Annotated in this window: 27 protein-coding genes; 13 read left to right on the forward strand and 14 right to left on the reverse strand. The window is 64.3% G+C overall.

Annotation, left to right across the window (positions count from 1 at the left end):
* Positions 1-199: 199 nt before the first annotated feature.
* The 5 genes from JKG68_RS06190 to mnmE form a co-directional block, all read right to left on the reverse strand.
* A complete protein-coding gene (locus JKG68_RS06190; RefSeq protein ID WP_202057011.1) occupies positions 200-1,081 on the reverse strand; it encodes a ParB/RepB/Spo0J family partition protein in 882 nt (293 codons plus the stop codon).
* Between the two features lie 18 nt (positions 1,082-1,099).
* On the reverse strand, positions 1,100-1,939 hold the full coding sequence (locus JKG68_RS06195) for a ParA family protein (protein ID WP_202057013.1): 840 nt from the start codon (positions 1,937-1,939) through the stop codon (positions 1,100-1,102).
* Entirely contained in the window at positions 1,936-2,562 is a 627-nt protein-coding gene (gene rsmG / locus JKG68_RS06200; protein WP_202057015.1) for a 16S rRNA (guanine(527)-N(7))-methyltransferase RsmG, read from the reverse strand. The genes JKG68_RS06195 and rsmG overlap by 4 nt, the downstream gene beginning before the upstream one ends.
* Positions 2,562-4,445, reverse strand: a complete 1,884-nt coding sequence (gene mnmG, locus JKG68_RS06205; RefSeq protein ID WP_202057017.1) for a tRNA uridine-5-carboxymethylaminomethyl(34) synthesis enzyme MnmG — start codon at positions 4,443-4,445, stop codon at positions 2,562-2,564. Before mnmG ends, rsmG begins: the two co-directional genes overlap by 1 nt.
* Before the next feature lie 200 nt (positions 4,446-4,645).
* Positions 4,646-5,956 (reverse strand): tRNA uridine-5-carboxymethylaminomethyl(34) synthesis GTPase MnmE, encoded by a 1,311-nt coding sequence (mnmE, locus tag JKG68_RS06210; RefSeq protein WP_202057018.1) that lies wholly within the window; start codon positions 5,954-5,956, stop codon positions 4,646-4,648.
* A 132-nt stretch (positions 5,957-6,088) separates the two neighbouring features.
* Here mnmE and JKG68_RS06215 point away from each other — a divergent pair, with 132 nt between their 5' ends.
* Positions 6,089-8,095 carry a thioredoxin domain-containing protein gene (locus JKG68_RS06215; protein ID WP_202057019.1) on the forward strand — a complete coding sequence of 669 codons (2,007 nt, stop codon included), beginning with the start codon at positions 6,089-6,091 and terminating at the stop codon, positions 8,093-8,095.
* 103 nt (positions 8,096-8,198) lie between these two features.
* Positions 8,199-9,260 carry an NAD-dependent epimerase/dehydratase family protein gene (locus JKG68_RS06220; protein WP_202057020.1) on the forward strand — a complete coding sequence of 354 codons (1,062 nt, stop codon included), beginning with the start codon at positions 8,199-8,201 and terminating at the stop codon, positions 9,258-9,260.
* Between the two features lie 24 nt (positions 9,261-9,284).
* Here the strand turns inward: JKG68_RS06220 and JKG68_RS06225 are convergent, their stop codons facing one another.
* Positions 9,285-9,794 (reverse strand): Lrp/AsnC family transcriptional regulator, encoded by a 510-nt coding sequence (locus JKG68_RS06225; protein ID WP_202057021.1) that lies wholly within the window; start codon positions 9,792-9,794, stop codon positions 9,285-9,287.
* A 418-nt stretch (positions 9,795-10,212) separates the two neighbouring features.
* On the opposite strand from JKG68_RS06225, the gene JKG68_RS06230 reads away from it, so the two are divergent.
* Entirely contained in the window at positions 10,213-10,863 is a 651-nt protein-coding gene (locus JKG68_RS06230) for a DMT family transporter (protein WP_202057023.1), read from the forward strand.
* A gap of 295 nt (positions 10,864-11,158) precedes the next feature.
* Here the strand turns inward: JKG68_RS06230 and rho are convergent, their stop codons facing one another.
* The 3 genes from rho to hemE form a co-directional block, all read right to left on the reverse strand.
* Entirely contained in the window at positions 11,159-12,424 is a 1,266-nt protein-coding gene (gene rho / locus JKG68_RS06235; protein WP_202057025.1) for a transcription termination factor Rho, read from the reverse strand.
* 452 nt (positions 12,425-12,876) lie between these two features.
* Entirely contained in the window at positions 12,877-13,302 is a 426-nt protein-coding gene (gene hemJ / locus JKG68_RS06240) for a protoporphyrinogen oxidase HemJ (RefSeq protein WP_202057027.1), read from the reverse strand.
* 4 nt (positions 13,303-13,306) lie between these two features.
* Positions 13,307-14,344, reverse strand: coding sequence for a uroporphyrinogen decarboxylase (gene hemE / locus JKG68_RS06245; RefSeq protein ID WP_202057034.1), 1,038 nt, complete (start codon positions 14,342-14,344; stop codon positions 13,307-13,309).
* Between the two features lie 490 nt (positions 14,345-14,834).
* Between hemE and JKG68_RS06250 the strand changes: the two genes are divergently transcribed.
* The 5 genes from JKG68_RS06250 to dnaQ all read left to right on the forward strand — a co-directional run bounded on the left by JKG68_RS06250 (position 14,835) and on the right by dnaQ (position 18,630).
* Positions 14,835-15,665, forward strand: a complete 831-nt coding sequence (locus tag JKG68_RS06250) for a pyruvate, water dikinase regulatory protein (RefSeq protein WP_202057036.1) — start codon at positions 14,835-14,837, stop codon at positions 15,663-15,665.
* Between the two features lie 4 nt (positions 15,666-15,669).
* Complete coding sequence (locus tag JKG68_RS06255) at positions 15,670-16,287, forward strand: Maf family protein (protein WP_202057040.1); 618 nt, start codon at positions 15,670-15,672, stop codon at positions 16,285-16,287.
* Between the two features lie 148 nt (positions 16,288-16,435).
* Positions 16,436-17,284: a shikimate dehydrogenase gene (locus JKG68_RS06260; protein ID WP_202057042.1), complete on the forward strand. Its 849-nt coding sequence runs from the start codon at positions 16,436-16,438 to the stop codon at positions 17,282-17,284.
* Complete coding sequence (gene coaE, locus JKG68_RS06265; RefSeq protein ID WP_202057044.1) at positions 17,281-17,886, forward strand: dephospho-CoA kinase; 606 nt, start codon at positions 17,281-17,283, stop codon at positions 17,884-17,886. Before JKG68_RS06260 ends, coaE begins: the two co-directional genes overlap by 4 nt.
* Before the next feature lie 18 nt (positions 17,887-17,904).
* A complete protein-coding gene (gene dnaQ, locus JKG68_RS06270; RefSeq protein WP_202057046.1) occupies positions 17,905-18,630 on the forward strand; it encodes a DNA polymerase III subunit epsilon in 726 nt (241 codons plus the stop codon).
* A gap of 83 nt (positions 18,631-18,713) precedes the next feature.
* Here dnaQ and secB read toward each other — a convergent pair whose 3' ends face one another.
* A complete protein-coding gene (secB, locus tag JKG68_RS06275; protein ID WP_202057048.1) occupies positions 18,714-19,190 on the reverse strand; it encodes a protein-export chaperone SecB in 477 nt (158 codons plus the stop codon).
* Between the two features lie 261 nt (positions 19,191-19,451).
* Between secB and JKG68_RS06280 the strand changes: the two genes are divergently transcribed.
* The 5 genes from JKG68_RS06280 to JKG68_RS06300 all read left to right on the forward strand — a co-directional run bounded on the left by JKG68_RS06280 (position 19,452) and on the right by JKG68_RS06300 (position 23,390).
* A complete protein-coding gene (locus JKG68_RS06280) occupies positions 19,452-20,174 on the forward strand; it encodes a Tim44/TimA family putative adaptor protein (protein ID WP_202057177.1) in 723 nt (240 codons plus the stop codon).
* A 50-nt stretch (positions 20,175-20,224) separates the two neighbouring features.
* Positions 20,225-21,340, forward strand: coding sequence for a murein transglycosylase A (mltA, locus tag JKG68_RS06285; protein WP_312890738.1), 1,116 nt, complete (start codon positions 20,225-20,227; stop codon positions 21,338-21,340).
* Positions 21,337-21,903, forward strand: a complete 567-nt coding sequence (locus tag JKG68_RS06290) for a Smr/MutS family protein (protein ID WP_202057056.1) — start codon at positions 21,337-21,339, stop codon at positions 21,901-21,903. Before mltA ends, JKG68_RS06290 begins: the two co-directional genes overlap by 4 nt.
* A gap of 4 nt (positions 21,904-21,907) precedes the next feature.
* A complete protein-coding gene (locus tag JKG68_RS06295) occupies positions 21,908-22,327 on the forward strand; it encodes a helix-turn-helix domain-containing protein (protein WP_202057057.1) in 420 nt (139 codons plus the stop codon).
* Positions 22,328-22,388: 61 nt separating this feature from the next.
* Entirely contained in the window at positions 22,389-23,390 is a 1,002-nt protein-coding gene (locus JKG68_RS06300; RefSeq protein WP_202057059.1) for an adenosine kinase, read from the forward strand.
* A 153-nt stretch (positions 23,391-23,543) separates the two neighbouring features.
* On the opposite strand, the gene JKG68_RS06305 is transcribed toward JKG68_RS06300, so the two are convergent.
* From JKG68_RS06305 to JKG68_RS06320, 4 genes are read right to left on the reverse strand one after another with little or no spacing between them, the layout of a single operon-like run.
* The gene (locus JKG68_RS06305; RefSeq protein ID WP_202057061.1) at positions 23,544-24,086 is read right to left on the reverse strand and encodes a DUF202 domain-containing protein; all 543 of its coding nucleotides are present in this window, start codon (positions 24,084-24,086) and stop codon (positions 23,544-23,546) included.
* Positions 24,087-24,139: 53 nt separating this feature from the next.
* Positions 24,140-24,487 (reverse strand): hypothetical protein, encoded by a 348-nt coding sequence (locus tag JKG68_RS06310; protein WP_202057063.1) that lies wholly within the window; start codon positions 24,485-24,487, stop codon positions 24,140-24,142.
* A 7-nt stretch (positions 24,488-24,494) separates the two neighbouring features.
* On the reverse strand, positions 24,495-25,472 hold the full coding sequence (gene coaA, locus JKG68_RS06315; protein ID WP_202057064.1) for a type I pantothenate kinase: 978 nt from the start codon (positions 25,470-25,472) through the stop codon (positions 24,495-24,497).
* A 19-nt stretch (positions 25,473-25,491) separates the two neighbouring features.
* The gene (locus tag JKG68_RS06320; protein WP_202057066.1) at positions 25,492-25,812 is read right to left on the reverse strand and encodes a phosphoribosyl-ATP diphosphatase; all 321 of its coding nucleotides are present in this window, start codon (positions 25,810-25,812) and stop codon (positions 25,492-25,494) included.
* Between the last annotated feature and the right edge of the window lie 2 nt (positions 25,813-25,814).

Below are 25,814 nucleotides of genomic sequence, written 5' to 3' on the forward strand. Positions count from 1 at the left end.
ATGGTCGGGCTTGTTGCGGCCGCCCCGATCTTCAAGAGCGTTGCGCTTCGGAGAGTGAGATAACGGGCACGGGGCGGCGTTCTGAGGAAGGTATCACTCCCGGCCGAAGCGCCATTGGTGGCGAAGGGGATTCATTCTGCTGAGGGTGAACATGGATCCCTTCCCTCGCTGCGCTCGCCAGGGATGGACAACGACACCGTCACGGATTCAACCGCCGGCACAGCCCGTCGAGCTGCTCCAGGGTCTTGTATTTGATGCGCAGCTCGCCGCCCTCCCCTTTGTGGTCGATGCTGACGGTGAGCCCGAGCACATCCTGGAGCGCCTTTTCAAGAGCGCGGGTGTCAGGATCCTTCTCCGTCTTCGAGGCCCTCGGCGCTTTGGCTTCCGCTTGCGACGATTGTGTGTCGCCCTGAGCGATCTCTTCGACCTGGCGGACACTCAGGCCCTCGTCGAGGACCCGCTTGGCCACCTGGACCGGATTCTTGACCGAAAGCAGGGCGCGGCCATGGCCGGCCGTGAGCTTGCGCTCCATCAGGAGCTTGCGAACATCGGTGGGCAAATCGGCGAGGCGCAGCATGTTGGCGATATGGCTGCGGCTCTTGCCGATGATCTTCGAGAGGTTCTCCTGCGTATAGGAGAACTCGGCCATCAGGCGGGAATAGCCTTCCGACTCCTCGATGGGATTGAGGTCGGCGCGCTGGACGTTCTCCAGGATGGCATATTCGAGCGAGGTCTTGTCATCGATGCTGACGATAACGACCGGGACCCGGTGCAGACCGGCCTTCTGGGCCGCGCGCCAGCGACGCTCGCCGGCCACGATCTCGAACTCGTCCGTGCTGTTCGAGATCGGCCGAACCACGATAGGCTGGATGATGCCGCGATCCTTGATCGACTGCGTCAATTCCTGCAGGTCGGCATCGTCGAATACCTTGCGGGGGTTGCGCGGGTTTGGGCGCAGGAACTCCACCGGCACGGAGCGTGGCGTGGAGCCCTTGCGCTCAAGGGTGCCGATCTCGTCTCCCACTTCGCCGATCAGCGCGGCCAATCCGCGGCCCAGGCGCGACTTACCTTCTTCTGCCATGGTGTCTCTCAAAAGGTTTTATGCGGCACGCAGGGCGCGTTCGCGCTGGATAACTTCGGATGCGAGGCGCAGATAGGCTTGGGAGCCGGCGCATTTCAAATCGTAAAGCAGAACCGGCTTGCCATGGGATGGCGCTTCCGACACCCGGACGTTGCGCGGAATCATGGTCTCGTAAACTTTGCTGCCCATGAACTGGCGCACATCGGCCACCACCTGGCCCGACAGGTTGTTACGCGGGTCGAACATGGTGAGCACGACCCCGTGGATGGTGAGCTGGGGATTCAGGGCGGAACGCACCTGCTCGACGGTCTTGAGCAACTGACTGAGACCCTCCAAGGCAAAAAATTCGCACTGCAATGGCACCAACACTGCGTCAGCGGCGGTCAAGGCATTGATGGTCAAAAGGTTGAGCGAAGGCGGGCAATCGATCAAAATATAGGTAAAGGGTTCGCTTACTTCCGAGGCTGAAAGGCCCCGAATGGCCGACTGCAGGCGATGCACCCGGTTACGCTCGTTTGCGATCTCCAACTCGACGCCGAGAAGGTCCAGGGTCGAGGGCGCCACCGACAGACCAGGCACGACCGTCTCTGTAATGCTCTCGGCCAGTGACGCCTCACCACTGAGCACATGATAGGTCGAGATTTGCCGGCTCTTGCGATCGATGCCCAAGCCGGTCGACGCATTGCCTTGCGGATCGAGGTCGATGATCAGCACCTTCTCGCCGATGGCGGCGAGCGCCGTTCCCAGATTGATGGCCGTCGTCGTCTTGCCGACACCACCCTTCTGGTTGGCGAGCACGAGAACGCGCGGCTGGAGTCCCCGCGTCCCTGCTTCGGATCCGTTGCGGTCGGTCATCATGAATGGCTCTCGATGGAGGTTATGCGAAGAATCCTGGCCTGGGAATCGGTCAGAGAGGGCAGGACATCCGTGTCGAATGTCCACCTTTTCCGGGCCTCGGTCAATTCAATCTCGGCGTCACGTCCTTTGGGAAACAGGCCGATTGTCCCCGCTTTCAACAAAGGCTCGGTCCATTCCAGGAGCATGGTGAGCGAGGCGAGAGCCCGCGCCGAGACCACATCCGCCTTGCCGATAAAGCTTGGAATGACGGTCTCGAGCCGGGCCTCATGCACTGTGGCACCAGCATCGGTCAGGCGTGAAACATGCCGGAGGAAGGAGCATTTGCGCGAATTGCTCTCGACGAGGTGCACCTTGAGCCCCCTCTCCGCCCCCGCGATGGCGAGCACGAGACCGGGAAATCCGGCACCTGAACCGAGATCTACCCAAGTCTGGGCCTCAGGCGCGAGGCTTAAAAGCTGCAAGGAGTCGACGATGTGTCGCTCCCAGATCTGGTCGAGGGTTGCCGGCCCCACAAGATTCTTGATCGCCTGCCAACGTCGGAGCTCGCGCTCTAGCAGCTCAAGTCTCTCGATTGTTTCACGTGAAACATTCTGTGCGGGTAGGCTGCCAAGAAACGGCTTCATCACTGCACCTGGACCGTAACTCGCGCAGCCTTGCCTGGAGACTTTCGGGCATGAGCCGCCAGCAGAGTGAGAGCGGCAGGCGTAATACCCTCGATCCGCGCCGCCTGTCCGAGGGTCTTTGGGCGCACCAAATCCAGCTTCGCCTTGATCTCGTTCGACAACCCGGGCAGACCTTGGAAGTCGATGGTATCCTCCAGAACAACGCTCTCGTCGCGGCGATAGGCGGCGATGTCGGCCTGCTGACGGTCCAGGTAGACCGCATAGGTAGCATCCGTTTCCAGCCGCTCCTTGACCTGTAGGGACGCGGCGGAGAACTCCGGCCAGAACCGGCAGAGATCATTCCAGCCGATACTCGGATACGACAGAAGCTGGTAACCCGTACGGCGAATACCATCCTGGTTCAGCTCCAGTCCATGACGAGCAGCCTCCTGGGGCGTCAGGGAGAGGGTGTGCAGGCGCTGCCTGATCTCATGGATTTCAGCCTGCGAGGCCTTGAAGTGAGCCTCGCGAACCGCTCCTACGCAGCCGATCTCCAGGCCTTTTCCGGTCAGACGCTCATCGACGTTATCGATACGCAGGCTGAGCCGGTATTCGGAGCGTGAGGTGAACATCCGGTAGGGCTCGCTCACCCCACGGGTGATCAGGTCATCGATCAGCACGCCGATATAAGACTCCGCCCGGTCGAAAACAATCGCGTCCTGCCCTGCCGCCCGGCGCGCCGCATTGAGACCGGCCACAAGCCCCTGGGCTCCAGCCTCCTCATAGCCGGTAGTGCCATTGATCTGGCCTGCCAAGAACAGCCCCTGCACGGCCTTCGTCTCAAGCCCGGCTGTCAGGTTACGCGGGTCGACATAATCGTACTCGATGGCATAGGCCGGCTGCAGCATACGCGCTCGCTCAAGGCCCGGAATATGGGTGAGAAAGGCGAGCTGAATATCCTCCGGCAGAGAGGTCGAGATGCCATTGGGGTAGACAGTGGTGTCGTCGAGACCTTCCGGCTCCAGGAAAATCTGGTGCCCGTCCCGGTCGCCGAAGCGCACGACCTTGTCCTCGATGGAGGGGCAATAGCGCGGCCCCTGCCCTTGGATCTCGCCAGAATACATGGCTGAACGGTGCAGATTATCGCGGATCAGCTCGTGCACCTTGGCCGTGGTACGGGTGACGCCACACTCGATCTGGGGCGTGGTGATGCGGTCTGTCAGAAGCGAGAACGGCACCGGCTCATCATCCGCAGCCTGCTTGTCCACCGATGCCCAATCGATGGTGCGCCCATCAAGCCGTGGCGGTGTGCCGGTCTTCAGGCGTCCAAGGATGAAGCCGAGACGAGCAAACGTCTTCGGTAGACCCAAGGAGGGACGCTCGCCCATGCGGCCAGCCGGGATCTTTTTCTCGCCGATATGGATCAGGCCGGACAGGAAGGTTCCGGTGGTGATGACCACCGCTCCGCTGGTGAGAACCTGCCCGTCCGCGAGCAGAAGGCCGGCCACGCGGCCATCCCGGACGATCAGGTCATCGGCCTCGCCTTCAACGATGGTCAGGTTTTCCGTATGCGATAGTTCCGCCTGCATGGCGCGGGCGTAGAGCTTACGGTCGGCCTGGGTCCGCGGGCCACGCACCGCAGGGCCTTTGCGGCGGTTGAGGAGGCGAAACTGGATGCCGGCCCGGTCGGCCATGCGGCCCATTACACCGTCGAGGGCATCGATCTCACGCACCAGATGGCCTTTGCCCAGGCCACCGATAGCCGGATTGCAGGACATGGCGCCAATAGTCGATAGCTTGTGCGTGACGAGGGCCGTGCGCGCACCCAGGCGCGCGGAAGCGGCAGCGGCTTCCGCCCCCGCATGGCCACCGCCGACAACGATCACGTCAAACAGCTGAGTCATGAATTTCTCCGTGCCAGGGGTCTAGGCCCTCGCGAGGCAGAGGTCAAAAGGGCAAAATGTTTCACGTGAAACATTTTGACTGAGTCCCGCCTGTGCATCTCCGTGCACAGGTCATACAAAGCCGAATTGGCTTCCATAACCGAATCCCAATCAGCCCATGGAGGGAGGCGCACGGACGCACCTCAGGGCCCTTCCTGAGTTCACTTTCCGATGCAGAAGCTGGAGAACAGACGGTCGAGCACATCCTCCACATCGACCCTGCCGGTGATCTCACCTATAGCGCGCGCTGCAAGCCGCGCCTCCTCGGCGGCCAGTTCCAGCGGCCCACGGCCAGCCAGCATCGCATGCGCGCGCTCAAGGGAGCTCTGCGCCCTCTCAAGAGCGCGTCGATGGCGTTCCCGGGTCACGATGGCATCCCCCTGCCCCATGAGCGTGCCGGCTTCCACCTCCAAACGCCCGATCAGCTCCCGCAGCCCCTCTCCGGACGCGGCCGAGATCATCAGATCGCAATCGCGCCGGTTCTGGTTCAAATCGGCTTTGGTTCCGATCCGCAAAACGCGGCGGGCCGAGGGCGCCTGCGTCTCTTCGCCCTCCGGCGGAACGAGCCACAGGACGAGGTCGGCATCTTGAGCGCGGGCGCGGGCGCGGGAGACACCCTCCTGCTCGATCAGGTCACCGCTCTCCCTCAAGCCGGCCGTATCCACGATGATCACAGGCAAGCCGCCAAGATCGCAATGAACCTCGATCAGGTCGCGGGTCGTGCCCGCTACCGGCGACACGATGGCCACATCCCGCTGGGCCAAGGCGTTCAAGAGGGTCGATTTGCCCGCATTGGGGGGTCCTGCCAGCACAACGGTCAGGCCCTCGCGCAACCGCTCGCCGCTGCGATTAGCCAAAGCCTTCCGGATCTCTTCATGGACGCTTGCGATCGCCTTCAGGATGTCGGCTTCCAGACCCTCCGGCACATCGCCCTCGTCCGAGAAGTCGAGGCTTGCCTCCAGAAGGGCCAAAACCTGGAGAATGCGCTCGCGCCATCCCTCGCTTGCATCTCCCAGCCTGCCTCCAAGCTGCAACATGGCCTGACGGCGCTGGGCCTCGGTTTCCGCATCGATGATGTCGGCTAAGCCTTCGACTTGGCTCAGGTCCATGCGTCCATTGAGGAAGGCGCGGCGGGTGAACTCGCCTGCTTCTGCCGGGCGGCAGTTCTCCAGGGAGCCGAGCACGCGGAGCACGGCCGCCCGGGTCGCCAGGCCGCCGTGGATGTGGAGTTCCGCCTGATCCTCGCCCGTAAAGCTTTGAGGTCCCGGCATCCAGAGGACGAGAGCCTGATCGAGGGGGTCCCCCGTTGCCGGCTCCCTTAGTGTGCGCACGACCGCACGGCGCGGGTCGGGCACCTTTCCCGCCATCATCTCCAGGATGGAGCGGCTCTCCGTGCCGCTGATCCGGATCAGGCACACGGCGGACCGACCTTGACCGGAGGCGATGGCAAAGATGGTGTCGTCCGAACGCATGAGCCTGAACCTCTCGGGGCAAAGGAGATTTAACCTTGATGAAGCGTTGAACCGCATGTGCAGCAAGGATCGTTTCAGATCCGAATCGATCGATCCAGCAGACGCACAGCCCGGAGCCTTGGAGCAGGACCAATGAATCGTCTCAAGGACGCCAGTTCCCCTTACCTCCTGCAGCACAGGGACAACCCTGTCCATTGGTGGGAATGGGGACCCGAGGCGCTGGCCGAGGCCCAGCGGCTCGACAAGCCCATCCTGATCTCCATCGGGTATGCGGCCTGCCACTGGTGCCACGTGATGGCACATGAGAGCTTCGAGGACCCTGCCGTTGCCGAGGTCATGAACGAGCTCTTCGTCAATATCAAGGTGGATCGGGAGGAGCGCCCGGATGTGGACCACGTCTATATGAGCGCCTTGCACCTTCTCGGCGAGCCCGGTGGATGGCCGTTGACCATGTTCCTGACCCCTGAAGGGGCGCCGTTCTGGGGCGGCACCTATTTCCCGAAGGAGCCGCGGTTCGGCCGGCCGGGCTTCGCCCAGGTCCTGCGGGAGATCTCACGCCTTTACCGCACCGAGCCGGAGCGGATCCTCAAGAACCGGGACGCCATCAAGCACAACCTGTCCCAAACCACCTCCGGCGATGGCGGCGGCCTGGATCTGGCGGATCTCGACCGCATGGCGTTGCGGCTGACGGAGCTGTTCGACACTGAGAATGGCGGCCTGGAAGGAGCGCCGAAATTCCCCAACCCGCCGATCCTCGAATACCTCCTGCGCTATGCAAGGCGCACCAGCAATGCCGAGGCTCGGCAGCGTTTTCTCTTCACCCTGGAGCGCATGGCGCTGGGCGGCATCCACGATCATCTCGGCGGAGGCTTTGCCCGCTACTCCGTCGACGAGCGCTGGCTCGTGCCGCATTTCGAGAAGATGCTCTACGACAATGCCCAGCTCCTGGAGCTTTATGCCCTGGGCTTTGCGGAAACCGGCAGGGCGATCTTTCACGATGCGGCTGACGGGAGCGTCGCCTGGCTCGAACGGGAAATGACCACAGCCGAGGGCGCCTTCGCGTCCAGCCTCGATGCGGATTCGGAAAGTGAGGAAGGCCGCTTCTATGTGTGGCGCTTGAGCGAGATCCAGGAGGTTCTGGGCCAGGACGACGCCGGGTTCTTCGCACGTGTCTACGACATCTCTGAGGAGGGGAACTGGGAGGGGACGAACATCCCGAACCGTCTCCTCACCGGCGAGGCCCCTCCCCCTGTGGAGGAGCGGCTGTCCCGCATGAGAGCCAAGCTCCTGGAGCGCCGCGCCGGGCGGGTACGACCCGGCCTCGACGACAAGGTTCTGGCGGACTGGAACGGGCTCATGATCTCAGCCCTCGTGCGGGCCTCCACGCTCCTCGACCGGTCGGAGTGGATCCGCGTGGCGCAGCGAGCTTATAGTTTCATTCGCGAGGCCATGGGCCGCGACGGTCGTCTCGGCCATTCCTGGCGCGGGGGCGCGCTGATCTTTCCAGGCTTCGCCCTCGATCATGCAGCCATGATGCGGGCGGCCCTGGCGCTTTACGAGGCAACCTCCGAGCCCTCTTGTCTGCAGGATGCCCGGGCTTGGCGCGATGTTCTGCTCGAGGAGTTCATGGTGACGGAAACCGGCTGCCTTGCCATGACGGCGAAGGGAGCCGATCCGCTGGTTGTCCGGCCGCAGCCGACCCATGACGAAGCCGTGCCCAATGCCAACGGCGTCTTCGCCGAGGCGCTCGTGCGGCTGGCGCAGATCACGGAAGCAGAGGAGGACCTCCAGCAGGCCTCCGGTATCTTGAGCAGGCTCGTGGGCGTCGCCCGGTCGTCGCCGCTGAGCCATACATCGATCCTTAATGCGCTCGATCTCCACCTGCGGGGCCTGAGCATCCTGGTCACGGGAAACAATGCGGAGACCTTGTTCGAGGTCGCTCTGAAAACCCCTTATCCCGACCGCAGCGTGCGGCGCTTAATCGAGGGAGAAACTCTGGACGACAACCACCCTGCAAAGGCCCTCGCCTCCCCGGTGGAAAGCCCGCAGGCGCTCATCTGCGCCGATCAGCGCTGCTCGCTGCCAGTCACGGATGCGGAGGGATTGAAGGCGCGGGTGCGGGAGATGCTGGCGGGCTGAAACGACGAGCATCCGCCATTGTCATCTTTGAACGCAATCACGTAGCATCAACGGACGATTCCGAAGGCTGGGTTTCGAGCCCGGTCCTGGCACAGGGGACTGCATGACACGTCACGCCTTCATCATCGGGGGAACGGGCCAGATCGGACGCTCCACCGCCGAGAATCTGCTGCGGCACGGCTGGAAGGTCACGGTTTCACACCGGGGGCACCGGCCGCCCCCGACGGAGCTAATGGAGCAGGGCCTGAAGATTGTCACCCTGGACCGGGACGAATCCGGCAGCCTCCAGGCCGCCCTGGGTTCGGGCGTCGACGCCCTGATCGACACAGTGGCCTATGACGAAACACACGCCCGGCAGCTTCTCAACATCCAGAGTTCCGTTGGCGCCCTCCTGGTGATCTCATCGGCCAGCGTCTATCGGGACGATGCGGGACGCACCCTCGACGAGGCCCGGCAGAACGGGTTTCCGGAATTTACCCAGCCGATCAAGGAGAGCCAGGCCACGGTCCACCCGGGGCCCGAAACCTACTCGACCCGAAAGGTCGCTCTGGAAAGAGCCCTGCTCGACCGGGCGGCCTGTCCCGTCACGGTGCTGCGCCCCTGCGCCATTCACGGACCCAGCTCCCAGCACCCGCGGGAATGGTGGTTCGTCAAACGCATGCGCGATGGACGGGAGATGATCCCCCTGGCTTTCGAGGGGCGCAGCCGGTTTCACACTACCTCGGTCCGCAACATCACCGAACTCACCCGGGTCAGTCTGGAGGTTCCGGGAACCCGGGTGTTGAACATCGGCGATCCTGATCCCCCCAGCGTTGCCGAGATCGGCCGGTTCATCGCCCGTGCCCTTGATTACCGTGGACGGATCGTCGGCATCAGGAACTCGCCCTATCCGCCTCCTGTGGGAGCATCGCCCTGGTCCGGTCCGCGCTCGTTCCTGATTGACGGACAAGCAGCCCTGGCGATCGGCTACGAGCCGACAGTAGCCTATGCAGAGGCTGTCGTGGAGAGCTGCCGCTGGTTATCGGAGGTAGCCGACCGGGCCCCCTGGCCCGAACTCTTTCCGGTTCTCGCAAGTTATCCGCGCGATCTCTTCGACTACGCGGCCGAGGATGCGTTCTTGGAGAAGCATCCCGATCGGTGGGCGGCTCTGGACCCCTCTCCCTAGCGGTTGCAGCCTTGCTGCCGGTGCTCAGCAATCGGGCTCCTGTCGCGTTCCCTCCCGCTTCAGGTGCGTGAGAGGCAGGGCTGCGTCGGATTTCACGCGGGAGAGGGCGAAGTTCGAGCGGATGTCGCCGATCATAGGGAGCGTCAGGAGCTTTTCCGTGAGGAGGCGCTCATAGGCCTTCAGGTTGGACACCACGATCTCGGCGATGAAATCGGCCGAGCCGGAGACCATGTGGCAGGCCACCACCTCGGGCATGGCCGCAAGAGCCTCCTGAAGGGAGGCTGCATTTTCCCGCGAGTGCTTTTCCACCTTGATGTCCACGAACACGGTCAAGCCGAGCCCGACGGATTCCCGGTCGAGCACGGCGCGGTAGGTGCGGATGAAGCCCTCGCGTTCCAGGCGGCGGACCCGGCGCAGGCAGGGCGACGGCGACAGGCCGACCCGGTCGGCCAGTTCCTGGTTGGTCAGCCGTGCATCCGCCTGCAAGGCGTTCAGAATTCGCAAGTCGATGCCATCAAGGTTGATATAGGGCAAGATCTCACCGTAATATCGTTTACGCGCAATCTTCTGCCAAGAAGGCAGCCTTGGCAAGCCGAACTTCGCAAGGACATGCTCCGACTTGATAGGGCATGCTCAATGGTCTCGAAGGAGCCCATGATGACCGAGATTGCTTGCACCTCCCCTCCTGCATCCACGCGTCCCGCTATCCTGGGATGGCTGGCGGCGCTCTCGTCCGTCTCGATCTGGGCTGTCTGGGCAGTGGCGACGCGTCATGCCGTAACCCACGACCTGCCTCCGGCGGCGATCGGTCTGTTCCGTTTCGGCGTTCCAGCCCTGATCCTCCTCCCCTTCGCCTGGCGCATCGGCCTGTTTCCCATGGGCTTGGGCTTGTTCAAGGGGCTGGCGCTTCTCGGGTCCGGCGCGCCGTTCTTCCTGATCGTCGCTTCTCGGCATGCAATTTGCTCCGGCGGCCGAGATCGGCCCCCTCCTGCCCGGCACCATGCCGTTCTTCGTTGCCTTGATCGGCTGGTTCGTGTTCGGCGAGCGGCTCGCGGCCGTGCGGGTTCTCGGCTTTGCTCTGATCCTGGTCGGGATTGCCGGCATCGGCGGGCATGGCGTGTTCTTCGCCGGCAATGGGGCTTGGCGAGGGCATCTGCTGCTGCTCGCCGGGGCCTTCCTGTGGGGGATCTACACCCATGCCTATCGCCGCAGCGGATTGACCGCTTACCAGGGCGCGGCGCTGATCGGCCTCTGGTCCTTCCTGATCCTCCTGCCCTTCGGGGCTCCGCCCCTCGTTCGGGCGCTCGGCGATGGATTGACCGGGCCCATGCTCCTACAGGCCCTTCTGCAGGGCTTCGTGGCGGGCGTAGCCGGGATCGTGCTCTACGGGATCGCCATCGACCGTCTGGGGGCCTCAAGAGCCGCCGCCCTCGCGCCCCTCGGGATCATTCTCGCTGCTTTGCTCGCCATTCCGGTCCTGGGTGAGATCCCAAGTCCCGCAGCCTGGATCGGGATAATATTGGCGACCTTGGGCGTTGTGCTCGCAAGCGGCATCGTCGGCCAGCCTTTATCGGGCGCAGCAGCGTCGAAGGGTGGAAGATGATCGTTCAGTCTCACAAGGCACGGGAGCAGGCATGTTCTTTTTCTTCTCGAACCGGCTGGGCTGCGGAGGCTCGCTCCTGATCTCCGCCGTGCTCACCCTGATCGTGCTGTTCTTCATGGGCGTGCTGTGAGGATTGCTCCGCTCACAAACCCATATCTTAAGGAGCCCACGTAGTGGGCGTCCCGAAGGAGGGTCCAGTCTGCACCGGAAACTCCCAAAACGAAAACCCCACCCTCTCGCTTGAAAGGATGGGGTCATGTTTCCGCAAGCGGACGGTCCGCCTTAGGTGTTCCAGTTAGGTATTCATGGAGTCGAAGAATTCCTGGTTCGACTTGGTCTGGCGCAGCTTGTCGAGCAGGAACTCGATGGCGTCCACCGTGCCCATCGGATTGAGGATGCGCCGGAGCACATACATCTTCTTGAGGGTGTCGGACGCCACCAGCAGCTCCTCCTTGCGGGTGCCGGAGCGGGTGATGTCGATGGCCGGGAAGGTGCGCTTGTCGGACACCTTGCGGTCGAGGATGATTTCCGAGTTGCCGGTGCCCTTGAACTCCTCGAAGATCACCTCGTCCATGCGCGAGCCGGTGTCGATGAGCGCGGTCGCGATAATGGTGAGCGAGCCGCCCTCCTCGATATTGCGCGCCGCACCGAAGAAGCGCTTCGGGCGCTGCAGGGCGTTGGCGTCCACGCCGCCGGTGAGCACCTTGCCGGATGACGGCACCACCGTGTTGTAGGCGCGGCCCAGGCGGGTGATCGAGTCGAGCAGGATGACCACGTCGCGGCCGTGCTCCACCAGGCGCTTGGCCTTCTCGATCACCATCTCGGCCACCTGCACGTGGCGGGTCGCCGGCTCGTCGAAGGTGGAGGCCACGACCTCGCCCTTCACGGAGCGTTGCATGTCGGTGACTTCCTCCGGGCGCTCGTCGATGAGCAGCACGATGAGGTAGCACTCGGGATGGTTGGTGGTGATCGACTGCGCCACGTTCTGCATCAGCACGGTCTTGCCGGTGCGGGGCGGCGCCACGATGAGGGCGCGCTGGCCCTTGCCGATGGGCGAGACGATGTCGATGATGCGCGGCGAGAAGTCCTTGCGGGTCGGATCGTCGATTTCGAGCTTGAAGCGCTCATGCGGGAAGAGCGGCGTCAGGTTGTCAAAATGAACCTTGTGCCGGATCTTCTCCGGATCCTCGAAATTGATGGTGTTGACCTTGAGCAGGGCGAAGTAGCGCTCCCCCTCCTTCGGTCCCCGGATCGGGCCGTCCACCGTGTCGCCGGTGCGCAGGCCGAACTTGCGGATTTGGCTCGGCGACACGTAGATGTCGTCGGGTCCGGGCAGGTAGTTGGAATCGGCCGAGCGCAGGAAGCCGAAGCCGTCCTGCAGCACCTCGACGACGCCCGCGCCGATGATCTCCACCTCGCGGGCCGCCAGCTGCTTGAGGATGGCGAACATGAGCTCCTGCTTGCGCATGGTGCTCGCGTTCTCGACCTCGAGCTCCTCGGCAAAGGCAATGAGTTCGGTCGGCGTCTTGGATTTCAGGTCTTGAAGCTTGATTTCCCTCATCGGGGAACACTCTCGGGGTAAAGTCGCGGGCAGGTTGGGCTGAACGCGGGAGGAGACAGGGGAAACGTTCGACAGGGCCGCCGGGTTCACGAACAGTGACTTGAAGAGCCCTGAGGGCCCGTGCAGCGCAACCTGTCTTTAGGGAAGAGAATTCTTATTTACCCTCTTTCGCGCCAAGTCTCAAGAGGGTTTGAAAATTTGGCCGGTCACGGCGTCATCCCGGGCGGTGAAGCCGATCCAGAAACGTTGGACGAGTGGAGCGCGGGCTTCCCTCCCCACGAGGGGGAGGAGAGCTGGCGTCGCGTTCGCGTGGTTGCCGCTTAAGCCAGAGGAAAGCAGGTCTCGGGGCAAGCCCGAGGCCTGTGGAGAAGAAGAGCCTTCGCGCCATTCCCGTCCAGAGATCCCGGATCAGCTGTCCCGTCCGGGATGACTTCGTGTCGTAGGCAGAAGGATCAAAACGGCTTCACGATCACCAGGATCACGATGCCGATCATGAGAACCGTCGGAACCTCGTTGATCAGGCGATAGAATTTCGCCGGGCGCACGTTCCCGTCCGCGGCGAAGACCTTGACGGTCTTCGACAGGAACCCGTGGATGCCCGATAGGATCAGCACGAGCAGCAGTTTGGCATGCAGCCAGCCCCAGGTGTACCAGCCGCCATCCCACACGAGGTATAGGCCGAGCACCCAGGTGACGATCATGGCCGGGTTGATGATCGCCTTGAGCAGGCGCCGCTCCATGATCTTGAAGGTGTCGGACTGGATCGAGCCCTTGGGCACCTCGCTGTGGTAGACGAAAAGGCGCGGCAGATAGAGCATGCCGGCCATCCAGGCGATGACGGCGATCACGTGGAAGGCCTTGAGCCAGAGATACAGCATCGTTTCAAGCCCCCCGGACGCGGGCGAGAAGCTGCGTCACGTGCTCGGTCGGCGTCTCCGGCAGGATGCCGTGCCCGAGATTGAAAATGTGCGGCCGCCCGCGCACCGCCTCCAGAATGCGGTCCACGCCCTTCTCCAGCGCCTCCCCTCCGGCGATCAGCGCCAGCGGGTCGAGGTTGCCTTGCGTTGCCACGTGGGCCGGCAGGCCAGGCAGCACGGCGGCGGGATCGAGCGTCCAGTCGAGGGCCAGCCCGTTGCCGATGCCGGCCGAGGCGAAGCGATGAAGGTGCGAACCGCCTCCGCGCACGAACACGATCACCTTGGCCTGCGGCCGCGCTGCCTTCAGTCCCTCCACCATGCGGCGGATCGGATTGAGCGACAGCCGGTCGAACAGCGCCGGCGGCAGGGCCGAGCCGAAGCTCTCGAAGATCTGGACGGCTTCCGCGCCCGCATCGATCTGGCGGATGAGGTAGGCGGTGGAGGCCCGCACCAGCCGGTCGATGAGAGCGTCCATGAAGGCGGGGTCGCGATAGGCGGTCAGCCGGGCCGGAGCCTGGTCCGGTGTGCCCTTGCCGGCGATCATGTAGCTCGCCACGGTCCAGGGCGCGCCGCAGAAGCCGAGTAGGGTGGTCTCCTTCGGAAGCGATTGCCGCAAGCGGTCGAGGGTCTCGAAGACCGGCTCCAACCGCTCCATCGGTAGTTCGTCGGCAAGCCGGGAAAAGTCTTTGGTCTCGGTTACCGGATCGAGCTTCGGCCCCTCGTTCTCGACGAAGCGGACCTCCTGGCCCAGGGCATGGGGAATGACCAGGATGTCGGAAAACAGGATCGAGGCATCGAAGCCGAAGCGACGGATCGGCTGAAGGGTGACTTCCTCCGCAAGCCTCGGGTTGTAGCAGAGATCGAGGAAGGAGCCGGCCTGCTTCCGGGTCTCACGGTATTCCGGCAGATAGCGACCGGCCTGACGCATGATCCAGACTGGCAGGGGCCAGACCGGCTCGCCGTTCAGCACGCGCAAAATCGCTTTGGTGGGACGCTCGCTCACAGGCCCTCTCTTATAAATATAATCTTTGAATCTAAGAATCTGATGTTTCTCTTGGACCGTGAATCACGAAGCCGCAACCTCGTCCACAACCCGTCCACACGGGGCAGGGCCTTAACCCTTCATTAAGGGCTGGGGCAGGCCCGCCACAATCCTTTCCGAATTCTTAAATCTTAACAGCCCGTTAATGGATGTTAACGATGTCTGAATCGGGTCCGGCCGGGTGATTCGTGCCGGATTCTCCCAAATCGGGTACCGGTCGATCCCACATCAGGGAGTCCTGTGCATGGTTTTGGCTGAATCCCACAGGCCCCTGTTCTGGACCTCCCGAACCAGGCGATCTATCCACACTAATCGACTCCTTGAGCATCGGGCCCGGGAGAAGTTGCCTTCCTGGAATCCATCAGTGCTCTTTGTCTCTTAGAAGAGTGCATCGTGCGGAACACCGGATCCACTGTTTAGCCCGACGCGTTAGCCCTGGAGGACCCTTGCCGTGGGACGCAGCTACTTTCACCTCCACCTCGTCTCCGACTCGACGGGCGAAACCCTGATCACCGTCGCCCGCGCGGTGGTCGCCCAGTATGAGGGTGTTGCGGCCATCGAGCATGTCTACCCGCTCGTGCGCTCCAACACCCAGCTGGAACGGGTGATCAGCGAAATCGAAACCGCGCCGGGCATCGTCCTCTACACCCTGGTCGAGCACGACTTGGCAAGCCGCCTCGAGGAGGTGTGCCGCAACACGGGCTCGCCTCACCTGTCGGTGCTCGAGCCCGTTCACTCGCTGCTGTCCTCCTATCTCGGAACCCATTCGACCGCCCGGCCCGGCGCGCAGCACATGCTGAACGCGGAATACTTCAAGCGCATCGATGCCATGAACTTCACCCTGCTCCATGACGACGGTCATCTCCCCCATGACCTGGACGAGGCGGATGTGATCCTCGTGGGCGTCAGCCGGACCTCCAAGACGCCGACGGGGATTTATCTCGCCAATCGCGGGCTGAAGACCACGAACATTCCCCTCGTGCCCGGCGTGCCGCCGCCGCAGGTTCTGGAAACGGCCCGAAGAGCCCTGATCGTCGGCCTCGTGGCGACCCCTGAGCGCATCGTCCAGATCCGGCAGAACCGGCTCCTCAGCCTCAATGCCGACGACGACACCTCTTACGTCGACCGGGAGGCGGTGGCGGAGGAGATCGCGGTTTCGCGGCGGCTCTTTGCCCGCAACGGCTGGCCGGTGATCGACGTGACCCGCCGCTCCATCGAGGAAACGGCGGCGGCCATCATCGATCTCTACCGCGACCACCGTCTGCGCTTCATTGCGGAGTAGCATCATGCCGGCGCTCTGGACCCACCCCGAAAAGCTGCTTCTTGCCTCCACCAGCACGACCCGGCTCATGCTTCTGGTGAGCGCGGGCCTTGCCGTCGAGACCCAGAATTCGGGCATCGACGAGAGAACCGTGGAAGAAGCGGCGGCCCTCGCGAGTCCCGATCCGGCTTCCCTTGCCGGGCGCCTGGCGGCGGAAAAAGCCCTTGCCGTCAGCCGCCGCCACCCGGAGCGGGTGGTGCTCGGAGCCGACCAGGTTCTCGCATGCGAGGGGCAGGTCTTTCACAAGCCGGCAGACCGGGATGCGGCGAAGGCGCAGCTGCAGAAGCTCGCTGGGCGCCGGCATGCTCTGCACTCGGCCGGCGCCCTGGCGATCGGCGGGCAGGTGGTCGAACGCTTCCTGGGCAGCGCGCATCTCGTCATGCGGCCGCTGACCGAGGAAGCGGTCGATCTTTATCTCGACCTTGCCGGACCCGATGTGCTTCGCAGCGTCGGCGTTTATCAGCTGGAAGGACTTGGAATCCATCTGTTCGAGACGGTGGAGGGCGATCATTCCACGATTCTCGGGCTTCCCCTCCTCCCGCTCCTGTCGTGCCTGCGCCGTCTCGGCTGCCTTGCGCTCTAGCGCATCGCGCTTAAAAGGTGGATCCGGCTTTTCCTGACGCGAGCCTTCGGGTCGCGTTCAACGATGCGCTCATCAATGGAAGAGAGCATGGACGGATCCCACAAGTGCACCTCACTTTTAGGGTCCGATGCTTCAAGGACTGAATACAATGGCGAAGGCCTTCATCGTCGGCCATCCGGTCAAGCACTCCCGCTCGCCCCTGATCCATGGCCACTGGCTCGAAGCCCATGGGCTTGAGGGGTCCTATGAGCGCATCGATGTGGCGCCTGTGGATTTCGGGGACTTCCTGAAGAGCTTTCCCGCCCGGGGCTTTGCCGGCGGCAACGTCACGCTCCCCCACAAGGAGGCGGCCTTCACCCTGGTGCAGCGCCGGACGCAGCGCGCCGAGCGGGTGGGGGCCGTCAACACGCTCTGGGTCGAGGACGGTGTGCTTTGGGGCGACAACACGGATGTGCTCGGCTTCATGGCCCATCTCGATGCGAGCCTGGGGACAGGCTGGGAGCAAGATGTGGACACCGCCCTCGTGCTCGGCGCCGGCGGCGCCGCGCGGGCCGTCGTGGCGGGCCTCCAGGACAGGCCCTTGAAGCGCATCTTCGTGGCGAACCGCACCCTGTCGAAAGCGGAGGACCTGGTTCGCGATCTCAGGCGCCATAGCCCCGTCGCTCTGGAGACCTCGGCCTGGGAAGCTCTTGGACGGGTGATCCCCCATGCCCAGCTCATCGTCAACACCACGTCCCTGGGGATGGCGGGCCAGCCTCCCCTCGCCCTCGATCCGTCCCGGGCGCCTCCCCGCGCCGCCGTCGCGGACATCGTCTACGTTCCGCTGCAGACCCCTCTCCTGGCCGCTGCCGCCGCCCAGGGTTTGAGAACCGTCGACGGATTGGGCATGCTGCTGCACCAGGCGGTGTCGGGATTCCAGCGCTGGTTCGGGGTGACGCCCGAGGTCACGGCCGACCTGCGGGCGCTGATCGTGGCCGATATCGAGGGCAAGGCATGACCTTCCTGCTGGGCCTCACGGGCTCCATCGGCATGGGAAAATCGGCTACGGCCGGCATTTTCCGCAAGATGGGCGTTCCCGTGCACGATGCGGATGCCGCCGTGCACGGGCTCTACCGGGGCCGCGCCGCGCCGCTGATCGAAAAGGCCTTTCCGGGCACCGTCACGGATGGGGTCGTCGATCGGGCAAAGCTCGGGGCCGCCGTCCTGAACGATCCGGGCCGGATGAGGGAGCTGGAAGCCATCGTGCATCCGCTGGTGCGGGAGGAGAAACAAAGCTTTCTCGAAAGGGTCTCCGCCCTTGCGCCCGTCGCCGTGCTCGACATCCCCCTCCTGTTCGAGACCGGTGGCGAGGCGGGCTGCGACGCCACCCTTGTGGTGACCGCACCCGCGGCGGTGCAGCGCGAGCGGGTTCTGGCGCGGCCCGGCATGACGGAAGAGAAATTTTATGCCATTCTGGCAAAACAGATGCCGGACGAGAACAAGCGCGCCCGTGCCCATTTTCTCGTCGACACCAGCCGGGGCTTTGCCTCCGCCGAGGCTCAGGTCCGGTCCATCCTGGCCTGTCTCGCCGGCCGGCCGGGGCGACGCGGCCAGCCGTGATGAAAGAAATCCAAAACCATGTTGCGTGAAATCGTACTCGATACCGAAACCACCGGCACCGACCACGCCAAGGGCGACCGGGTGATCGAAATCGGCTGCGTCGAGCTCCTCAACCACATTCCAACCGGTAAGAGCTACCACGTTTATATCAACCCGGAATGCCCGGTCTCGCCGGGTGCCTTCGCGGTCCACGGGCTCTCCGACGCGTTTTTGGCCGACAAGCCGGTGTTTGCAGCAATTGCCGACGAGTTCGTCGATTTTCTCGGCGACGGACGGCTCGTGATCCACAACGCCGCCTTCGATATCGGCTTCCTCAACGCCGAATTCGCCCGCACCGGGCACAAGCAGTTCAACCTGCCCGATGTGGTCGACACCCTCACCATGGCCCGGCGCAAGCATCCGGGTGCGGCGAACAACCTCGATGCTCTCTGCTCCCGCTATGGGATCGATAACTCCAGGCGCACCAAGCACGGGGCGCTCCTCGATGCTGAGATCCTGGCCGAGGTTTATATCGAGCTGATCGGCGGTCGGCAGGTGGGCTTCGATCTCGCCATGCAGCCTTCCGCGCAGGCGGGCTCGAGCCTGCAGACCAGGGAGGTCGCAGCCCGGGAGACTCGGCCGCGGACCATGATCTCGCGCTTGACCGACGCCGAGAGGGCAGCCCACGAGGCCTTTATCGGGTCCCTCGGTCCCAATGCCCTCTGGCGCGAGTATCTCGGCGAGAGCACGCCCGAGGCCTCCTGACAGGCGGCAGCGCCGCATAAAAAAAATCGGGCGAAGCGAAGGCCGCCTCGCCCGATCCGAAATGTTTCGATCCGCCTTAACGCTTACGACAGCGTCTGGCCGTCCTGCTGACCCTGCACCTCGGCCGCGCGCTGGCGGTAGAGGGCCACGAAGTCGATGGGATCGATGTACAGGGGCGGGAAGCCGCCGTTGCGCACCGCATCGGCCACCATCTGGCGGGCGAAGGGGAACAGCAGGCGCGGGCACTCGATCATCACCACCGGATGCAGCTGATCCTGCGGGATGTTCTGGATCCGGAACACGCCCGAATAGGTCAGCTCGAAGGCGAACAGCACGTCCTTGCCGCCGATCTTGGCGTCGCCTTCAAGAGTGAGGTCCACCTCGAAGTCGGCCTCGGCGAGCTGCTTGGCGTTCACGTTGACCTGCAGATTGATCTGCGGGCCTTCCGTCTGCTGCTGCAGGGAGCGGGGCGCATTGGGGTTCTCGAAAGAGAAGTCCTTGCAATATTGTGCAAGGGCGTTGAGCGCGGGCGCTCCGTTGGATGCCGGATTCTCGGCCATGATTTCATGCTCCCTAAAGGGTCTCTTCGGGCCCGGACGGAACACTTCGCCAATCAAAGCGCCGGCGGCTCACGGGCCATGGATCTTCGCGCTACCATGCTTCTCATACGGGAAGCAAGATTTCAGCCAACTCCTTCGCTTGTCGGGGGCAGAGGTGGATGTTACGACCTCAAGACCCCATATGCGAAGGATGACACCTTCGCCTCCTTGACACAACGCCTTGCGGCAGCCGGGTGCGGGCAGGCTCACAACGGATCGACGATGCAGGACTCCTTCGACATCACGACCCTTATTTTTATCGTTCTGGCCGTTTTCGTGGCCTGGCGCCTTCGTTCGGTGCTGGGGCAGAAGACCGGCAGCGAACAGCCGCCCTTCGATCCCCTTTCGCGCCGGGATGCGCCCTTACGCCCGGGCAATGCACCGGCCGAGCCGGATCACAATGTGGTGCGCCTTCCTGGCGCGAACGGTCCCCGTCCGGCCGCCGAGATCCCTCCGGCCGAGCGCTGGAAGGGGATTGCCGAGCCCGGCACGCCCATGGCCCAGGCCCTTGACGGCATTGCCCGCGCAGAGCCCGGGTTCGATGCGGCGGAATTTCTCGAGGGCGCCAAGGCCGCCTATGAGATGATCGTCACCGCCTTTGCCCAGGGCGACCGCAAGCTTCTCAAGGATCTTCTTGCAAAGGAAGTTTACGAGGGCTTCGAGCGGGCGATCACCGAGCGCGAGCGCCGCGGCGAGACGGTGGAGACCACCTTCGTGTCCATCGACAAGGCCGAGATGGCTGGGGCAGAGCTCCAGGGCAAGTCGGCCCAGATCGTGGTGCGCTTCCTGTCGAAGCTGATCACCGCAACCCGCGATGCCTCGGGCACCGTCGTGGACGGAAGCCCCGAGACGGTGGCCGACGTCACCGACGTGTGGACCTTTGCCCGCGCTCTCGGCAGCCGCGATCCCAACTGGCAGCTCGTGGCAACCGAAGCGGGGCAATGAGGCATGCCGGGCGGGCCCTCCTCGCTTGCTTTCTTTGCTGGACATTGATCGTGTCCGCCGAGGCCGGAGCAAGTCTGGCGGATAAGGCGCGCCTCGAGGCCCTGTCCTTCAAGGATCTCGCGGGATGGGAGGCGGACGATCACCAAGCCGCCTTCCAGGCTTTCCTGCGCTCCTGCAAGGCGCTCGACGCCAGCGCTGCCGAGCTGAGGCCGGCGCAGGCGCCGCGGGATGACCTTCTCGCCGTCTGCCGCAAGGCCCTGACGATCACCCAACCGTCAGGAGCCGAGGCAAGGCAGTTCTTCGAAGCCCATTTCCAGCCCTTCGCCGTCATCCCCCATACCGGCAACGGTTTCCTCACCGGCTATTACGAGCCGGAATTCATGGGCTCGCGCACGCCCGATTCGGCCTACACCGTTCCCCTGCTTGCAAGGCCGGAGGATCTCGTCACCATCCCGCAGGGCGAGACCCTGCCCGGCCTGGACAAGGGCCTTCAGGCGGCCCGGCGCACCGGGAACGGCTACGAGCCCTATCCAGACCGCGCCGCCATCGAGGACGGCGCCTTGGGATCGCTCGCCAAACCCATCGTGTACCTCTGTGAGCCGGGCGAAGCTTTCATTCTTCACGTGCAGGGCTCGGCCCGCATCCGCCTCAATGACGGTTCCGTCATGCGGGTGGCCTATGCGGGACGCAACGGCCGGCCCTATACGTCCATCGGCCGCCTGCTTGTGCAGCAGGGCGTCATGGACCTCGAATCCATGACGCTCGAAAAGCTCATGGGCTGGCTCAGGGACCATCCGGGCCCGGCCAAGGCCCTTATGCGGCAGAACCAATCCTACATCTTTTTCCGCGAGGCGACGGAGCTTGCCCCCGAGGACGGTCCCATCGGCGGAGCAGGCATTCCCCTCGTGCCCGGCCGGAGCCTCGCGGTCGACCGCTCGCTCTGGGCCTATGGCCTGCCGGTCTGGCTCGACGGGCAACTGCCCGTAACCCTCGATGAGGCAGAGCCCCTGCGGCGGCTGATGATCGCGCAGGATACGGGCTCGGCCATCGTCGGTCCGGCGCGGGGCGATTTCTTCTTCGGCAGCGGCGCGGAGGCGGGACGCCGCGCAGGCCTCCTGCGCCATGCGGTCCGTTTCGTGGTTCTGCAGCCCAAACCCCGTTCATGACCAAGAGCCGCCGCACCCGCCAGCTCAGCTCCGAGGAGAAGCGGCTCTGGTCCCATGTGGCCCGGCACGTGAAGCCGATGCGCGGCAAGGTCTTGCCGCCCGAGCCGGAGCCGGAGGAGAAGTCCGCCCCCACCCCTGCCCCGCAGCCTGCTTCTCCCGCCCCTGTGCCGCCCCCGCTCCTGCCCCAGAAGCCCACCCTGCCCCCTCTGGCTCCCGTAGAGCGCAAGACGCTGACGGCGCTGCGCCGGGGCCGGAAGGATGTGGACAGCGTGATCGACCTGCACGGCATGCGCCAGGAGGAGGCCCATTTCGCCCTGCTGCGCTTCCTGCATCAGGCGCAGGCCTCCGGCTATGGGCTCGTCCTCATCATCACCGGCAAAGGTGCCGCCGCCGTCGGCAGCGGCCTCTTCGAGGAGCGCGGGGTCTTGAGGCGCATGGTGCCGCACTGGCTGCGCCTGCCCGATTTGCGGTCCCTGGTGATCGGCTTCGAGGAAGCCTCTCCCCAGCACGGCGGATCCGGTGCACTCTATGTCAGGCTCCGCCGCAGGCGGGGCGCGGGATGAGCACATGACCCCCTTCGGAGAACGGGTGCGGCAGCTGCGGCGTGAGCGCGGCCTGATGTTGAAGGACATGGCGTCCCATCTGGGCGTCTCGAGCGCCTACCTGTCGGCCCTCGAGCGCGGCGAGCGCGGCAAGCCGACCTGGACCCTCATCCAGGGCGTCCTGCAATATTTCCGCATCATCTGGGACGAGGCCGACGAACTGACCCGCTTGGCCGACCTTTCCGACCCGCGGGTGAAGATCGACACGGCCAACACCGATCCGCAGGCGACGCTCCTCGCCAACCGCCTCGCCCGTGAAATCCGGGGCCTCTCCCCTGAGGAGCTCGACGAAATGCTCACCGTCCTCGATCGGGCCCAGGAGCGGGAACGCAAGGCCGCCTGTGCCATTCCTGGGGATGCCCAGGCGCCTGTCTCGCCTCGGTAGGCGCTTGACCTCCCCTGCTCCGGATGCGAAAGCGCCCCGTCTTTTCACAACCCGGTGGCTCATGTCCCAGACCCGTATCGACGTCCTCACCCTCGGCAACGCCATCGTTGACGTGCTCGCCCACACGGACGAAGCCTTCCTTCTCCAGAAGAAGGTGCACAAGGGCGCCATGCAGCTCATCGACGAGGCGCGGGCCGAGGAGCTCTACGGCGACATGGGGCCGGCCATCATCGTGTCGGGCGGCTCGGGCGCCAACACGGCGGCGGGCGTGGCCTCCTTCGGGGTCAAGGCCGGCTTCATCGGCAAGGTGAAGAACGACGAGACGGGCCGGCTTTTCGCCCACGATCTCAAGGCCATCGACGTCCATTACGACGTGACGCCCGCCGAGGACGGCCCGGCCACGGCCCGCAGCTTCATCCTGGTGACGCCGGACGGCGAGCGCACCATGAACACCTATCTCGGCGCCTGCCAGAACCTCACCCCCGACGACGTGAACCCGGATACGGTGCGGGCATCGAGCATCGTCTATCTCGAAGGCTATCTCTGGGATCCGCCGGCCGCCAAGGAAGCCTTCCGCAAGGCCGTGGCAATCGCCCACGACGCCGGCAACAAGGTGGCGCTCACCCTGTCGGACGCCTTCTGCGTCGACCGCTACCGCGACGAGTTCCTGGGGCTCATGCGCGACGGCAGCCTCGACATCCTGTTCGCCAACATCCACGAGCTGCAGAGCCTCTACGGCACGTCGGACGCCGACACCGCTCTTGCTGCGCTGCGTGAGGAGAAGGTGCTCGGCGTCATCACCCGCTCGGCCGAGGGCGCTCTGGTGGTAAGCCGGGGCGAGACCAAGGCCGTGCCGGCCTTTCCCGTGGAGCGCGTGGTCGACACCACGGGCGCCGGCGACCTCTTCGCCTCCGGCTTCCTGGCCGGCCTCGTCCGCGATCTCGACCTCACGGACTGCGCTCGCCTCGGAGGCCTCGCCGCAGCGGAGATCATCAGCCATCTCGGCGCCCGGCCGCAGGCAAGCCTGAAGGAACTCGCGCAGCAGCAGGGATTGCTGGGCTAATGCGACTGTCATCCCGGGGCCGCACAGCAGAACCCGGGATGCATCAACGCTGACGCTTCAGAACGAGGCGCAACGCTTATCGCCTCTTCTTGCGACCTCGTGGTTATGGAGTCCCGCCTGCACGGGACCGATGGGAGACCATGGCGTTACGGCTCAATCCCCGCCCGTCCGTCCGAACCAGATGCTGATCAGGGCAGCCAGCGCGACAAGCGCCAGGAATCCGTTGAAGAGCACGAACAGGAACGGCGGGATGCGCTGCACGTCGGGCTGGGGCGGCTGCGCGCCCTGGAACAGCTGACGCCACACGGCGGCCGCAAAGCAGAAGGCGCTGAAGAACACCAGCACCGAGCCGGTGGAGATGATCATCCAGTCCGGCACCACGCCCTCCAGCAGCTTCTTCGCGCCGATGCCGGAGGCAAGCGATGCCAAGCCCGTGCGCACCCAGGCGGCATAGGTGCGCTCGGCGGCGAAGACCGTGCGGTTGGCCGCAAGTTCCGTGCGCCGGTCGGCGGAGTCCTTGAGCTGGACGGTTGCGGTCGCAGTCGTTCGAGCGGCGGCCTGCGTATGCTGCGCCGCCTCCTGCGTGCTCTCCGCAGCCTCTTGTGTGCTTTCGGCAGCTTCTTGAGTCTGCTCAGCCGCTTCCTTGGCGTGTTCGGCGCTGCGCTTGATCTTTTCGTCGACCGGTGGCGTTGCCATGCGACCTCCATCCATGCGGCGTAACAACGCTCAAGGTTGTGAAATGGTTGGCTTCAGCCGCCGAACAGAATCGCCAGTAGCCATGCAATCCCAATCCAGGAGACGCCGCCGAGGACAAAGAGGGCTCCCGTCGAGATGCTGGACGCCTTGTCTCCCCCAAGCGAATCCATGATCCGGCTCGGTTGATCCGCAGCACTGGCGGCCATCCCCGTCGACGCGCTCACTCCGGGCGCCGAGCCAAAGAACATGAGGGCTCCGAGCGCTCCCATCCCTAATCCAACATAGCTTGCGACATCGAATATCGCGGCGGCAGAGCGCAGGTCGAGGATCCAGATGGCCAGCGCCGTGACAACCAGTGCGAGGATGTTGAGAACGGCCAGTCCTTTGGCAAAATGCCTCATGTCGGGATCACAGCCTCCTCAGCGCCACGTTCTCGATCCGGTGGCTCGGGCCCTTCTTCAGGATCAGGCTCGCCCGCTGGCGGGTCGGCACGATGTTTTCCTGCAGGTTCACGAGGTTGATGCGATTCCACAACCCGTCGGCGATCCCCATGGCCTCCGATTCAGGCAGCTCCGCGTAGCGACGGAAATAGGACAGCGGATCCCGGAAAGCCGTGTGACGCAGGCGCAGGAAGCGGTTCACGTACCAGCGGTGCAGGTCCTCCTCGTCCGCATCGATATAAACCGAGAAATCGAAGAAATCAGACACGAAGGGAATGGCTTCGCCGTCTTTTGGCATGCGCGCGGGCTGGAGCACGTTGAGCCCTTCGACGATGAGGATGTCCGGCCGGTCGACCACGGTCTCCTCCCCGGGCACCACATCGTAGACGAGGTGGGAGTAGAGCGGCGCGTGCACGTTGCGCTTGCCGGCCTTGATGTCGGCCAGGAAATGCAGGAGCTTGCCCGTGTCGTAGCTCTCCGGAAAGCCCTTGCGCTCCATGAGGCCCAGGCGCGTCAGCTCGGCATTGGGCAGGAGGAAGCCGTCGGTGGTGATCAGATCCACTTTCGGGGTGTTGGGCCAGCGGGCGAGCAGCGCTTTCAGCACGCGGGCGGTGGTGGATTTGCCCACCGCCACCGAGCCCGCCACGCCGATGATGTAGGGCACCTTGCCGTCGTTCTCGGCCAAGAGGAAGCGCTGGGTTGCCTTGAACAGCCCCTGCGTCGCGGCAACGTAGAGCGAGAGCAGGCGCGACAGGGGCAGGTAGATCGCCGCGACCTCGTCGATGGAGATCGGGTCATTGAGGGACTGCAGTTGCATGACCTCGTCGGCGGTCAGCGTCATCGGCGCATCGGCGCGCAGGCGTGCCCATTCGTCCCGTGAGAAGGTACGATAGGGCGAGAGGCCGTCATCGTTCTCGGAGGCGGAAACCACGTTGGGCTGGTCCATGCGAACCACCTTTTCCGTTTTAGGTCTTGCGCGCGGCCTTCTCCGCAAGACCTGACTGCGCCGTGCGGCGCTCCAATTCGGCCATAACGTCAATTAGCGGAATGTTCGCGCCCTGCAACAGGACCAAAAGATGATAAAGGACATCGGCCGACTCCGCCGTGAGGCTCTGCCGGTCGCCCTGCACGGCCGCAATCGCCGCCTCCACCGCCTCCTCCCCCAGCTTCTTGGCCGCCTTGGCCGGGCCATCGACCAGGAGCTTGGCCGTATAGGATTCGGACGCGGGCGCTGCGGCGCGCTCGGCGACGATGCGGGCGAGGTCTTCGAGGCTGAAGGTGGTCATGG

The sequence above is a fragment of the Microvirga aerilata genome (genome assembly GCF_016743775.1).
Lineage (GTDB): Bacteria > Pseudomonadota > Alphaproteobacteria > Rhizobiales > Beijerinckiaceae > Microvirga > Microvirga aerilata.